The organism is Micromonospora sp. SD19 (assembly GCF_054462275.1).
This window is the reverse complement of sequence record NZ_JBTLMN010000001.1, coordinates 1,169,673-1,182,649: the sequence shown is the minus strand read 5'-3', so window position 1 is coordinate 1,182,649 and position 12,977 is coordinate 1,169,673. Positions and strand designations below refer to the sequence as shown.

The window sequence follows — 12,977 nt, the reverse complement described above, 5'->3', positions numbered from 1 at the left end:
CCAGTGGTCCTACGTGCCGGTAGCCTGCCACGCCACGCGGCCGTCGGGAAGACGCCGGAACAGTGGCATTCACCTCCTGTTCGCCCCCTGGTGACTCCGGGTACGCCGACGGCGGCGGGATGTCTCCCGCCGCCGTCGACACCGGTCCGCCGCTCCGGTCAGACCTTCTTGGTCAGGCAGAGCACGTAGCCCGTCTTGCCCGGCTCGATGCTGGAGAAGATGTACCCCTCCTCGCCCTCCTTGAAGAACTGGGTGCAGGTGGTGTCGGCCTTGGCCTGAGCCTCGCTCTGGCCGTCCACCCGACCGACCACGTTGTACGCCGCGTCGGTGGAGGTGCACTCGACGACCTTGGCGCCGTCGACCTCCTCCTGCTCGGTGCCGGTGATCTCGGGCAGCTCGGCGATGCAGTCGCCGGTCTTGGCGTCCGCGGTCTCGTCCTTGTTGAAGTAGTTGCCGATCGCCGAGGCGACGCCGAACTTCAGGCCGGCGATGACGACGACGGCAAGGACCGCACCGACGATGCCGAGGACCTTCCTACCACCGGACTTCTCCGCCTTCGGCTCGGCTGGCTGCGGCTCGGTCGCCTGCGGCGACTCGCCAGCGGGTTGCTGCGGCGCGGCCGCTTGCGGCGTCTCGACGGCCGGCTCAGGGGTTGCGGCGTCGGACGCGGGGGGCGGTGCGACCTGCTCTGACACGGGGGTTCCTTCCGAGGGGTTGATGAGCAGACGACACCGTAACGATCATTGATTTTCGGTGCCGTCCCGCTCGCCTCGTCCGTTCAGCTATTTCCCAGCTTCACCCGCATGATCCAGTTCACACCTCGGTTCACCGGGTCGGGGTGGGGGTTGGTGTCCCGCTCGGCGGCACTGCGGTGGGCGTACCGTCTGGCGGCGGCGTCCCGGTCGGCCCGGGTGTGCCGCTCGGGTCCGGGGTGCTGGTCGGGTCCGGGGTGCTGGTCGCTGAACCGCGCGGGAGGGGTGCGCCGGGCGCGCGGGGCACGAAGGGCGCCTGCTCCGGGCAGTACGGGTACGCCCGCAGGTTCGGCTTGTCATAGACCTCTTCCGAGCAGTCCGGGTAGCCGAGCCGGATCGGATTGCCGTTCTGGTCGAAGAGTCGGGCGTTCTCCACCAGTCGGCCCTCGCTGTCGTAGACGAAGACGTCCCGGACCCGGTCGTACTGGCTGTCGACCGAGGTCTGGTCGTAGCCGTAGTCGCCGTAGCGCATCCGGTCCTCGGCCTGCATCAGCGCGGCGAACGCGAAGATCACCAGCACCACGCTGCCGACCTGCACGGCCGAGCGCGGCCAGCGGGTCAGCTGAGCCGAGCGGCGGCCGATCCAGATGGAGGCGACCACGAAACCGATCAGCATGATCATGCCGGCGAGCAACTCACCGCCGAACCTCGGCAGCAACCCGAAGCTGCCGCCGGTGCTGATCACGGTGACCAGCATCGCTGCCAGGTAGCCCCGGAGCACCCACCAGCCGGGGCGCAGCAGGTGGAGGAAGTCGCTGGCCGTCGCGTACCCCAGGGGTGGGCCGAGACGGGTGTCCAGGGTGCGCAGCCGGCCGCGGACCCGGGCCATCGCGGTGGCCACCCGCTGGTCGAGATTGCGCCCGCCGCCCGGCGCGGCGCCGGCCGCGGCGCGCAGCTCGGCGGCGTACGTCTCGGGCTCGCCCAGTCGCTCGAGAAGGGTGCCCTCGGCCTCGGCGGCGACCTCGGTGAGGTGGTCGGCGAGGTCCTCGGTCAGCTCGTCGCGTTGCGCGGTCGGCAGGTCGGCCAGAGCGGCCCGGACCCGCGCCACGTAGTCGGTGATCTCCTGCTCCGTGACGGTCATGCCGCCATCCCCCGATCGTCGAGCAGACTGTCCATGGTGGTGGCGAACGAGCGCCAGAGCTTGCCGGAGCGGGTCAGTTGGTCGCGCCCCGCGGCGTTGAGTGAGTAGTACTTGCGGTGCGGCCCGGATTCGCTCGGCACCACATAGGTGGTGAGCAGGCCGGCGGCGAAGAGGCGACGCAGCGTCCCGTAGACCGAGGCGTCGCCGACCTCCTCCAGGCCGGCCTCGCGCAACCGGCGCAGGATGTCGTAACCGTAGCCGTCCTCCTCCCGGAGAACAGCCAGGACGGCCATGTCGAGCACGCCCTTCAGCAGCTGTGTGGTGTCCACGCATTGCACACTACTGTGCAATGCGTAATAGCGTCAACGAATCCGCCTCAACACGCCGAGCCGGTCAGGCGCGCGGAAGGTTGATCGACTCGGTTTTCAGGAAGTCGAGGCATCCGAGGCACACGGATACCGCGACTTCAAGGAAGGCGAGTTGATCGAGCCGGCTAGCGCGTGGCCGGCTGGAGGCTCCAGGCGATGCCGTCGAGGATGTCGTGCTCGGATGCCACCACCGACGGCATCCCGGCCCGCTCCATGATCACCCGAAGCACCAGCGCGCCCGCACCGATCACGTCGGCCCGGCCCGGGTGCATCACCGGGTTCGCCAACCGCTGCTCGCGGGTCTGACCCAGCAGCTCAGCGGTCACCCGGGCGACCTCCTCGTACGACACCCGGGCGTGGTGGATGCGCTCCGGGTCGTACTCCCGCAGGCCCTGCGCGAGCGCGACCACAGTGGTGACCGACCCGGCGAGGCCGACCAGGGTGGCCGCCTCGCGACCGGGCACCACGGCGAGCGCCCGGTCCACCACTGCCGCGATGTCGGCCTGCGCCGCCGCTACCTGCTCGGGCGTCGGCGGGTCACCGGGCAGGTGCCGCTCGGTCATCCGGACGCAGCCGATGTCGACCGAGATCGCCGCACGCACCCCGTCGGCCCGGCCGCCGACCACGAACTCGGTGGAACCACCACCGATGTCGACGACCAGGAACGGCTCCTTCGCGTCGGCGGGCAACCCACGCACCGCGCCGGTGAACGACAACCGGGCCTCCTCGTCGCCGCTGACCACCTCGGGCTCGACACCGAGGGTGGCCCGCACCATCTCGGTGAAGTCAGCGGCGTTGGCGGCATCGCGGGAGGCCGAGGTGGCACACATCCGCACCCGCTGGGCGCCCAGCTTCTCGATGTCGGCGGCGTACGACGCCAACGCCATCCGGGTCCGCTCGATCGCCTCCGGCGCCAGTCGACCGGTGCGGTCCACGCCCTGCCCCAGCCGGACGATCTCCATCCGCCGGGTCAGGTCGACAAGCGGCGCCTGCGGCCCGGCCGACGCGTCGGGCAGGTCGGCGACCAGCAGTCGGATCGAGTTGGTCCCGCAGTCGATGGCCGCCACACGCGTCGTCACGGCAGCAACCTTACGGCAGGACGGGCGGCCACCTGGCGGCTTGGCCGGCCGTGGGCACCGACTCGCCCGCGTCGCCCGACGGGCCCCGTAACAAGCTCGCCCCCAGCGCGGTCAGGTGATGTCGGACGGCCCCGCCCTCGCGCACGCTGGCCACCAGACCGGCGGTCCGCAGGGCGTGGGCGTGCTCCGAGGCCGAGGAGAGACTGATCCCGACCGACCGGGACAACACGGTGGTGGTCAACCCGCCGTCGGCCGCCAGCCGGCGCAGCACCAGCGCCCGGGTGACGCCGAGCAGCCGACCGAGGGAATCGGCGGCGGCGGAGGCCCCGAGCGTGGGCATGACCACCGGATAGACGAGCAGGATCGGATGACCCTGCTGGAGCAGCACCCGGGGCCGTGGCCCGGCCAGCGGGGAGGGCAGCAGGATCAGCCCGTGGCCGGTGCCGGGGAGATCACCGTCCCACCACGTGTGTACCTCCAGCACCGGCTCCCGCCACCGGATCCCCGGGTGCAGACCCGAGAAGAGGCGGGCCAGGCCATGCTGCGCCAGCCGCTGACTGGCAGCCGCCACCTGCTGGCGGTACGCGGACGTCAGCTCGGCCCAGTGCGGTTCGAGGACCGCGTCGAACCAGGCCCGCACGGCCCCGCCGAACAGGTCCAGCACCTCCGGGTCGGCCGCCGCGAACCGCCGCCGCAGCGGGCTGACCGGCGTGTCCGCGTACGCCATGGTGACCTCGGCGCGGACCCGCCGTGCCGGGGTGGCCCGAATCGCCTCCAGGCCGGCCTCCACCGATTCCAGACCGGCGAAGGGCGTGACGAAGTCCGGCAGACGCCCCTGGCCGGGCAGCAGGTGCCGCAGGATCGCGGTGGCAGCCTGGGCGGCAGGCGTGCCCTCGGCCGCCACCGCCCGCTCGGCCAGCGCCGGCGCCAGCGCCGCGACAGTGGGATCGCGCAGCCACTGACCGGCCAGCAGCGCGTTCGCGACCGGGTGGAGCCGGTCGGCGAACCGCACCCGGCACAGGTCGGCCGACCCGAGCTGGAGGCGAAGCATGACACCAGCCTGCCCGCCTTCGGCCAGGACCGAAAGGGTTGTTTACCGGCCGAAGGATCTCCAGTGTGGACGGCGGGGTCGACGGGGGGTGACCGGCGTGCGGCGATCGGTGGCGGTGTTGACGGGGCTTTGCCTCCTGATCGTGGCCGCAGCCTGTAGTGAGCGGGGGCAACCCTCGTCGGCCCCGCCAGCCGCGCCGTCCGCGTCGAGCGAACGACCGGCGGCCGGCGACCACCAGCTCACCCTGAAACACAACGGGCTCGACCGCACCTACCTGCTGCACGCGCCGGCAGGGTACGACCCGACCCGGTCACCCGCACTGGTCATCGCGCTGCACTTCTATCCCGGCACCGGCTCCGCGATGCGGGAGCTGGCGGGCCTGGACGCCAGGGCCGACAAGGACAACGTGCTGGTCGCCTACCCCGACGGGCAGGGCGGCGGTTTCAACGCTCTGATCTGCTGCGGCAGCGCCGACGACGTCGGCTTCCTCGACGCCCTCACCGACCATCTGGTGCAGACCTGGCACGCGGACCCGAACCGGGTGTTCCTCACCGGCATCTCGAACGGCGGCGACATGAGCTTCCGGGCGGCGGTGGAGAGCACCGGCACCTTCGCCGCGATCGGGGTGGTCAGCGGTGGCTACAGCGGGGAGTTGACCACGGCCGACAGCTACGTGCCGAAGAGCCCGGTCTCCGTGATCACCTTCATCGGCGGTCAGGACCGGTACGCCACGATCTTCCAGACCGGGATACGGACCTGGCAGCAGCGGCTCAACTGCCGGCCGAGCCCGAAGGCAGCCGGGGTGCCGGGCGTGACACACACGGTGGCGGGCTGCGCGGACGGCAGCGAGGTCAGCGTCTACACCCTCGCCGACATGGGTCACAGTTGGCCGGGCGCGACAGCGGGCCAACTCGCCGCGACCTCCGCGGGGCTGTCCGCCACCGACCTGATGTGGGACTTCTTCGCCGCCCACCCCCGCAAGGGCTGATCACAGGCGCAGCAGCATCCGGGTGTTGCCCAGCGTGTTCGGCTTGACCCGCTCCAGGTCGAGGAACTCCGCGACACCCTCGTCGTACGACCGCAGCAGCTGCTCGTAGACCGGCTGCGGCACCGGCGCGCCGTCGATCTCGCGGAAGCCGAACGAGGCGAAGAACCGGGTCTCGAAGGTGAGCACGAAGATGCGGGCCACGCCCAACTCCCGGGCCGCGTCGATCAGCTCACCGACCAGCCGGTGACCGATCCGCCGGCCCCGGCAGGACGGGTCCACCGCCACCGTGCGGATCTCCGCCAGGTCCTCCCACATGACGTGCAGCGCCCCGCAGCCCACCACGACGTCGTCCTCGGCCCGGACCGCGACCCGGAACTCCTGCACGTCCTCGAAGAGGGTGACGGTGGCCTTGCTCAGCAGCCGCCGGTCGTCGGTGTAGGTGTCGACGAGTCGCCGGATGCCCCGCACATCCCCGGTGCGCGCCCGCCGTACCGTGATCTGATCCGCAGTCGGCGTGCTCATTCGCCCGCCGGCACGTCCACGCACGGCCCCGTCGACCACCAGGGCTCGACCAGCTCCAACGTCTCGTCGCCGAACGGGTTCACCCCGGGGCCGGCGCCCAACGCGTGGCCCAGGTGCACGTGCAGGCACTTCACCCGGCCCGGCATCCCGCCGGCCGAGATGCCGGCGATCTCCGGCACCTCGCCGATCGCCTCCCGGCGGGTGAGGTAGTCCTCGTGCGCCGCACGGTAGTGGGCCGCCAACTCCGGGTCCGTCGTCAGCCGGTCCGCCATCTCCTTCATCAGCCCCGCCGACTCCAGTCGGCTGCACGCCGCGGTGGCCCGGGGGCAGGTCAGGTAGTAGAGGGTCGGGAACGGGGTGCCGTCGGAGAGGCGGGGGGTCGTCTCCACCACGTCCGGCAGGCCGCACGGGCACCGGTGGGCGACCGCCCGGGTGCCGCGGGGCGTCCGGCCCAGCTGCGCGGCCACCGCGGCCAGGTCGGCCTCGGTGGCCGGCTCACGCTGCGGCAGGGGTACGGAATCCGCCGCCGGCTCCGACGGTGGTACGACAGTCACGGTGCCATCTCTCCTGGTGCGGTGCGGTGCGGTGGGTCGGTGGCTCACTTGCCCGGCTGCTGGCTGTCCGCCGCCTGCACGCTCGACCAGAGCGTGTCGTACCAGGTCACCGGCCCGGCCGGGGCGGCCGAGCCGGCCGGCTTCCCGGCGTCCCGGGCGGCGCCCTCCGGGTCGTGCAGCACCACCATCATCTTCTCGCCCGGCCGGCCCATGAAGAACCGTTCCCGAGCCTGCGTCTTGATGTACTCGGGGTCCTTCCAGTTGGCGGCCTCGGCGGCGAGCTTGGCGATCTCCGCCTCCTGTGCCGCCTGGGCGGCCTCCATCCGCTCGATGTCGGCCTGCTGGTCCAGGTAGACCCGGACCGGGTAGGTGTAGGCCAGCGCGAGCGCGATCAGGACCGCGAACAGCACCGTGGCCCGACCGGTGAAGCCACGGGGGTGGGGTGCGGCGAGCCGCTTCACGGCACCGCCGGCGGCGGTACGCCGAGCGGCTGCCGGACGGTTCGCGGAGCGCACGCCCTCGGCGCCCCGGGCAGCACCCGGCGCGCGACCGGCGGCGCGCGGCTCGGCGCGTACGCCGGCCTCCCGGACCGATCCCCGCGTGGCGCGCCCGCCGCCCGGCCGGCCGGACTGACCCGGCCGGCGAGCGGGACGCTGACCACCCGGTGTGCGGCGCTGCTGCATCGTCACACCCCTCCCCCGAGGCTTCGTGCGTCTCAGGCCGAACGGTAGCGCGGGAACGCGCCAGCGCCGGCGTAGCGCGCCGCGTCAGCCAGCTCCTCCTCGATCCGGAGCAGCTGGTTGTACTTGGCGACCCGGTCCGAACGGGCCGGCGCGCCGGTCTTGATCTGGCCGCAGCCGGTGGCCACCGCCAGGTCGGCGATGGTGGTGTCCTCGGTCTCGCCGGAACGGTGGCTCATCATGCACTTGAAGCCGGCCCGGTGGGCCAGGTCCACCGCGTCCAGGGTCTCGGTCAGCGAACCGATCTGGTTGACCTTGACGAGAACCGCGTTCGCCGCCTTCTCCGCGATGCCGCGGGCGATGCGCTGCGGGTTGGTCACGAACAGGTCGTCGCCGACGATCTGCACCCGGTCACCGATCGAGGCGGTCAGCGTCTGCCAACCGCTCCAGTCGTCCTCGGCCAGCGGGTCCTCGATCGACACGATCGGGTACTCGTCGGCCAGCTTCGTGTAGTAGGTGCTCATCTCCTCGGCGGACTTCGCGGCGCCCTCGAAGGTGTAGGTGCCGTTGTCGAAGAACTCCGTGGCCGCCACGTCGAGCGCGAACACGATGTCGGTGCCGAGCCGGTAACCGGCCTTCTCGACCGCCTCGGCGATCAGGTCCAGGGCCGCCGCGTTCGTCGGCAGGTTCGGCGCGAAGCCACCCTCGTCGCCGAGCCCGGTGGAGAGGCCCTTCTTCTTCAGCACCGACTTCAGCGCGTGGTAGACCTCCGCGCCCGAGCGCAGCGCCTCCCGGAACGTGGGCGCGCCGATCGGCGCGATCATGAACTCCTGGATGTCAACGTTCGAGTCGGCGTGCGCGCCACCGTTGAGGATGTTCATCATCGGCACGGGCAGGAGGTGCGCGTTCGGGCCGCCCAGGTAGCGGAAGAGGCTCAGCTCGGCGCTGCCGGCAGCGGCCTTCGCCACCGCCAGGGAGACCCCCAGGATGGCGTTCGCGCCCAGCTCCGACTTGCTGTCGGTGCCGTCGATGTCGAGCATCTTCTGGTCGATCAGCCGCTGCTCGCTGGCCTCGTACCCGATGATCTGGTCGACGATCTTGTCTTCGACGTTGGAGACCGCCTTCTCCACGCCCTTGCCCTGGTAGCGGTCGGCGTCACCGTCGCGCAGCTCGATCGCCTCGAAGGCGCCGGTGGAGGCGCCGGAGGGCACGGCGGCGCGGGCTACCGTGCCGTCGTCCAGACCGACCTCGACCTCGACCGTCGGGTTGCCCCGCGAGTCGAGAATCTCCCGGGCGACGATTCCCTCGATGGTTGCCACTAAGTCGCTCCTCGTTGTTGTTATCCGGTCCGTGGGTGGGCCGCGACGGTGCGGCTGAGGCAGGTGTTGAACGCAGCGTATCGGGCGGCGCGAACGGGCACGGCGTCGCCCGCGCACCCGGGTCACCCCGCGTTGACGGACATTCCCGGATTTCCGGGCGTCAACCGGCAACGGGTTTGCGCTGCACGGACCAAATCCACCAGGCTGGTCGCCATGCCCGCCGCCTCGACCACCCTCCGCATGCTCGCCGTGTCGGTCATCGCGTCGCTCACGGTCACCGGCTGTCAGACATTCGAGGACGCCGGAGTCGCCATGGGCCGCTCGGAACTCGTCAACGATCTCGCCGCCCGGCTCGACCGGGCACTGGAGTTGACCTACTCGGCCACCTACCAGTTGCCCGGCGGCCAGCGCGCCGCGATCGTGCAGGCACAGGACCCGGCGCGATCCACGTACACCTACCCGGGCGGGCAACTCACCGTCACCCCGGACGCCATCACCCGGTGCACGACAACCGGCACCCGCCCGGAGTGCACGCTGGTCGCCCCGCCGACCCCGGGCAGCAAGCCCACCGTGACGCTGTTCGGCGAGGCCAACCGGCAGGGCCTCGTCACGCCGCCGGTGGTGGTCGGCCTGCTCACCGCCGCCGCGCTCGACCCGCAGGCGGTCATCAAGCAGAGCGACACCACGGTCGCCGGGCACCACGCCGCCTGCGTGGCGGTGGAGAGCTCGTCCGGCGACTTCACCGCCTGCGTGACCACCGAGGGCGTGCTCGGCAGCTTCACCGGGCCGGTCGACGGCAAGCCGGTGGAGCTGGCGTTGAGCGACTACTCCGCGACCGTCGACGAGGACGCGTTCGAGCCGCCCGCCGGTGCCGGCGTCGTCGACCGCCGCCCCGGCGGCTCCTGACCGAGCCGGCCGAGCCCAGGTCGGGCGCACCGCCCGGCGGGCCCGCGTCCGGCGCAACTGCTGCCCGCGTACGCCATCTCGCGCCGGCACATCGACGCGACGGTGACCGACGGCGGCGCCGAGCCCGCGCGGCGGCCCTGCTCAGAGACCGAGCAGGGTGCGCAGGTGGCGCGGGGGCGGGCAGTCGTGGGCGAGCATCGCGTCGTGCCAGTCGCGGACCGACACCCCGTCCGGGCGGGCGGCGGCGATGTCGGCCACCTCGCTGTAGCCGACGAAGTAGGTGGACAGCTGGGTCGAGGTCAGTTGGGCGCGCCGCCACTTGCCGGCCGCCTCGCCCTCCTCCTGGAAGCCGCGCCCGGTCATCAACGCCATCGCCTCGGCCTCGGGCAGGTCCTCGGCGTGCACCAACTGGTCGAGCAACGCGTTGATGGTCATCCGTAGCTGCATCTTGAGCTGCTGCAACCGCACCGGCAGACCACCGAAGCCGAGACCCGTCATCACCTCCTCCGCGTAGACCGCCCAGCCCTCGATGAACGGGCCGGACTCGGCCAGCGCGCGGACCCGGGTGCCACCGACGTAGCGGCGGGCGTGGGCGAGTTGGAGGAAGTGCCCCGGCATCGCCTCGTGCACCGTCAGGTTGCGGATCATGTGGTCGTTGTATTCGCGGTAGAACGACTCGACCCGGTGCGCCGACCAGTCCGACGGGGTGGGCGCGATGCAGTAGAAGGTCGGCACGGCGGCGGTCTCCAGCGGGCCGGGCGCGTCGCAGTACGCCACCGCGACGCCCCTGGCGAACTCCGGCATCTCCTGGATCACGCACCGGTCGTCGACCAGGGTGACCAGGTCGTGTGCGCGGACGAAGTCGGTGGCCTCGTCCAGTGTCACAGCGGCCAGCTCGACGATCGTCGCGTCGTTCGGGTGCTCGGCGGCGAGCAGGTCCAGCGCCCGCCGTACGGACGCGTCGTCGGCCGGCCCGCCGACCAGCTCGACGGCCGCCGCACGGATCTCGGCGGTGACCCGGTCCAGGTTGGCCCACGCGCGCCGCTGGATCTCGGCGGCGCCCAGCTCGGTGTCGAGGGTGTGCCAGAGCCGCGCCTCCCAGCGACGTCGGCCCAGTCGCGGGTCACGGCCGGGACCGGCATCGGCGGCCAGGCCGGCCCGGAGCCAGGCGACGAACTCGTCCAGCGCGGCGATCGCGGCGGTGGCCGCCGGCTCGACCCGGTCGAGCTGGCTCGGCGCCTGGGCGAGCAGCGCCGGCAGCTCGTCGCGGATCAGCGCGGCCGTGCCGGTGAACTGCCCGACGGCCGTCTCCGCGTGGATCCGCGGCATGTCCCGCAGCGTCGCGCGGGCGGTGGCGAGGGCGTCCGGTACGGCGGCGAGCCGCCCGGCCAGTTGGGTCAGCCGCACCTCGGCGGGGGCGTACGGGCGGGCCAGCAGCGGGTGCAGCAGCGGGCCGGGGTTGTGCCGCAACGGATCCCACTCGTGCGACCGGATCTCGGTCAGCTCGAACAGCTCCCGGTCCACGAATGAGGTGAGCAGCGCGTGGTCGACCTGTTCGTCGACGTCGAGGGAGTCCGGGTCCAGTTCGGACAGCGCGTTGGCCGCGTCGGAGAGCATCGCCCGGTCGGCGGTCAACCCGTCGGCGGACAGGTCCGGCAGCCGGTCGTCGAACCGGTGGTCCCCGGCGGCGGTGGCGACCCCCGGCCGCGACTCCAGCAACGCCTCGACGACCCGCTCAGCCAGCACCCCAAACGCTTCCACCCGCCCACCCTACCGACCGCCCCACCGTGGTCGGCCGGTTCCGCCCCGTTCCGTCGATCATGAAGTTGTTGCCGTTCGCCTCGGCGTGTCGGGGCAACAACTTCATGGTCAACGCGGGTCTGCCGGTGGCGGTTCGGCGGTGCGGATGAGATCGGCGTGGGCCAGGGTGGCGCGGCGGAGGGCGGCTTCGGGGTCGAGGCCCGCCTCGCGGGCCGCCGCGACCGTGGCCAGCAGGCTGGCTCCCAGCCTCGCTTCGGCGTCCGGTTGGGCGTCGGGCAGCGGCGGCGGAACCTCGATGCCCCGGCGGGCGGCACGGTCCAGGATCTGCGCCGCCAGAGCCAGCGCGGGCTGACTCAGGGCCACGCCGTCCAGCACCGAACTCCGCGCCTTCTCCGCGCGCTTGATCCGCTCCCAGTTCTCGGTGATCTCCTCCAGGGTGCCCACCTCGGCACCGGCGAAGACGTGCGGATTACGCCGGATCATCTTGTCGACCAGACCACCGGCCACGTCGTCGATGGACCACCGCTCATCCTCGGGCAACTCCTCGGCGAGCCGCGCGTGCAGCACCACCTGCAACAACACGTCGCCCAACTCCTCGCGCAGCGCGTCGGTGTCGTCGGCGCTGATCGCGTCGTACGCCTCGTAGCTCTCCTCCAGCAGGTAGCCGGCGAGGCTGCGGTGCGTCTGCGCCCGCTTCCACGGGTCGCCACCCGGCGAGGCCAGCCGGTCCAGCACGGCCACCGCGTCGAGCAGCCGGGCGCCCGGCGGATCCCACGAGCCGTACATCAGCTCCATCTCGGCCAACCCCGGTTGCCGGGCCAGCCGCAGGCCCAACTCCCGGGCCAGCGCCTCGTCACCCGTCGGACCGGCCAACCACACCACGGTGCCGTGCGCCGCCACCGCGTCCAGCAACGGCTGCGTGGCCGGGCCGTCCACCACAGTGACCTCGGCGCCCGCCTGACGCACGGCCGTGACCATCTCACTGTCCGAGCCGGTCAACACCGGGTGCTGGCGTACGACGTCCCAGGCCGCGGAGGTCAACAGGCCGGCCGGCAGCCGGGGTGAGGTGACCAGCAGGACGATCCGCGCCGACATGCTCAGCTGGCCGTGCCCTGCTCCGGTGCGGGAGCCTCGTCGCTCGGCGCGCCGCTCGACGGCAGCGGCTCCGGGGTGGAGATGTCAGTGACCGGGCCGGCCTCGTTGATGTACGGCAGCGAGTAGAAGACCAGCGACTGGCCGGTGCTCACCACCGACGGCACGCCCACCGCCCGGTAGCGCGGGTTGATCGTGACGTCGACCCGGCGCGCCTCTTCCTCAAGCGCGGTGCTGAGGGCGGTGGCGCTACGCACGAAGCCGCCGTCGCCGAACGCCTGACGGACGTTGGCCACCGACATCCCGGCGTCGATCGCCCCGGTCTTGGTCAGGGCGTCGTAGACGGCCATCAGCGAATCGTCGCTCAGCTCGGCCGGCGGGAGCTGCTGGTTGAGCACCTGGAGCAGGTCGATCCAGTCACCCCAGAGCTTGGCGTACTCGGTGCTCGCCGGCACCCGCAGGTTCTGCTCAAGCTGCTGTGGGCTGACCTCGTCGGGCACCTGGATGTTCTTCGCCGCCGCCACCCGCTTGCCGAGGTCCAGGCTGACCAGCAGGTTGACCACGTCCTGACGGGTCACCGCGGCGCGCAACTGCTCCGGAGACGGCGTCGCCCCCGCCTGACCGGCCTCCCGCCGGACGGCGTCACCGTACTTCGTCTGCGCGTCGTCGTAGATCGCGTCGACCCGGTCCACGGAATAGGCGGTGTCACCGACATAAGCGGCGATGTTCGGTGCGGACTTGCCGCAGGCAGCGAGGGAGAGGACACCCAGGGCCGCGACGCTGGCGGCGGCGATCACACGGCGAGCACGCATACCCGTCACTCT

General features: G+C 72.0%; 14 protein-coding genes. 2 read left to right on the top strand and 12 right to left on the bottom strand.

What is annotated here, in order from left to right; translation table 11 throughout:
• Positions 1-158: 158 nt before the first annotated feature.
• From ACX27O_RS05500 to ACX27O_RS05480, 5 genes are all read right to left on the bottom strand, one after another.
• The gene (locus ACX27O_RS05500; RefSeq protein WP_030328778.1) at positions 159-695 is read right to left on the bottom strand and encodes an LppU/SCO3897 family protein; all 537 of its coding nucleotides are present in this window, start codon (positions 693-695) and stop codon (positions 159-161) included.
• 130 nt (positions 696-825) lie between these two features.
• Positions 826-1,833 (bottom strand): HAAS signaling domain-containing protein, encoded by a 1,008-nt coding sequence (locus ACX27O_RS05495; RefSeq protein WP_358127664.1) that lies wholly within the window; start codon positions 1,831-1,833, stop codon positions 826-828.
• Positions 1,830-2,162, bottom strand: a complete 333-nt coding sequence (locus ACX27O_RS05490; RefSeq protein WP_030328782.1) for a PadR family transcriptional regulator — start codon at positions 2,160-2,162, stop codon at positions 1,830-1,832. Before ACX27O_RS05490 ends, ACX27O_RS05495 begins: the two co-directional genes overlap by 4 nt.
• Positions 2,163-2,326: 164 nt before the next feature.
• Complete coding sequence (locus ACX27O_RS05485; RefSeq protein WP_210866280.1) at positions 2,327-3,268, bottom strand: Ppx/GppA phosphatase family protein; 942 nt, start codon at positions 3,266-3,268, stop codon at positions 2,327-2,329.
• A gap of 22 nt (positions 3,269-3,290) precedes the next feature.
• Positions 3,291-4,331: an ArsR/SmtB family transcription factor gene (locus tag ACX27O_RS05480; protein ID WP_051708185.1), complete on the bottom strand. Its 1,041-nt coding sequence runs from the start codon at positions 4,329-4,331 to the stop codon at positions 3,291-3,293.
• Positions 4,332-4,473: 142 nt separating this feature from the next.
• On the opposite strand from ACX27O_RS05480, the gene ACX27O_RS05475 reads away from it, so the two are divergent.
• A complete protein-coding gene (locus tag ACX27O_RS05475) occupies positions 4,474-5,319 on the top strand; it encodes a CE1 family esterase (protein WP_458939011.1) in 846 nt (281 codons plus the stop codon).
• Here ACX27O_RS05475 and ACX27O_RS05470 read toward each other — a convergent pair whose 3' ends face one another.
• The 4 genes from ACX27O_RS05470 to eno are packed head-to-tail and all read right to left on the bottom strand — an operon-like array spanning position 5,320 to position 8,394.
• Positions 5,320-5,841, bottom strand: a complete 522-nt coding sequence (locus tag ACX27O_RS05470) for an amino-acid N-acetyltransferase (RefSeq protein ID WP_030328789.1) — start codon at positions 5,839-5,841, stop codon at positions 5,320-5,322. It abuts the gene before it with no gap.
• A complete protein-coding gene (locus ACX27O_RS05465) occupies positions 5,838-6,395 on the bottom strand; it encodes a DUF501 domain-containing protein (RefSeq protein WP_030328791.1) in 558 nt (185 codons plus the stop codon). The genes ACX27O_RS05470 and ACX27O_RS05465 overlap by 4 nt, the downstream gene beginning before the upstream one ends.
• A 44-nt stretch (positions 6,396-6,439) precedes the next feature.
• Positions 6,440-7,078: an FtsB family cell division protein gene (locus ACX27O_RS05460; RefSeq protein ID WP_030328793.1), complete on the bottom strand. Its 639-nt coding sequence runs from the start codon at positions 7,076-7,078 to the stop codon at positions 6,440-6,442.
• A 32-nt stretch (positions 7,079-7,110) separates the two neighbouring features.
• Positions 7,111-8,394: a phosphopyruvate hydratase gene (gene eno, locus ACX27O_RS05455; RefSeq protein WP_030328795.1), complete on the bottom strand. Its 1,284-nt coding sequence runs from the start codon at positions 8,392-8,394 to the stop codon at positions 7,111-7,113.
• A gap of 213 nt (positions 8,395-8,607) precedes the next feature.
• Between eno and ACX27O_RS05450 the strand changes: the two genes are divergently transcribed.
• Positions 8,608-9,300, top strand: coding sequence for a hypothetical protein (locus tag ACX27O_RS05450; protein WP_030328797.1), 693 nt, complete (start codon positions 8,608-8,610; stop codon positions 9,298-9,300).
• Positions 9,301-9,441: 141 nt separating this feature from the next.
• On the opposite strand, the gene ACX27O_RS05445 is transcribed toward ACX27O_RS05450, so the two are convergent.
• From ACX27O_RS05445 to ACX27O_RS05435, 3 genes are all read right to left on the bottom strand, one after another.
• Positions 9,442-11,061 (bottom strand): DUF885 domain-containing protein, encoded by a 1,620-nt coding sequence (locus tag ACX27O_RS05445; protein WP_030328800.1) that lies wholly within the window; start codon positions 11,059-11,061, stop codon positions 9,442-9,444.
• A 108-nt stretch (positions 11,062-11,169) separates the two neighbouring features.
• Entirely contained in the window at positions 11,170-12,156 is a 987-nt protein-coding gene (locus ACX27O_RS05440; RefSeq protein WP_358136146.1) for a nucleoside triphosphate pyrophosphohydrolase, read from the bottom strand.
• 2 nt (positions 12,157-12,158) lie between these two features.
• Positions 12,159-12,965, bottom strand: a complete 807-nt coding sequence (locus ACX27O_RS05435) for a hypothetical protein (RefSeq protein ID WP_030328805.1) — start codon at positions 12,963-12,965, stop codon at positions 12,159-12,161.
• Positions 12,966-12,977: the final 12 nt, after the last annotated feature.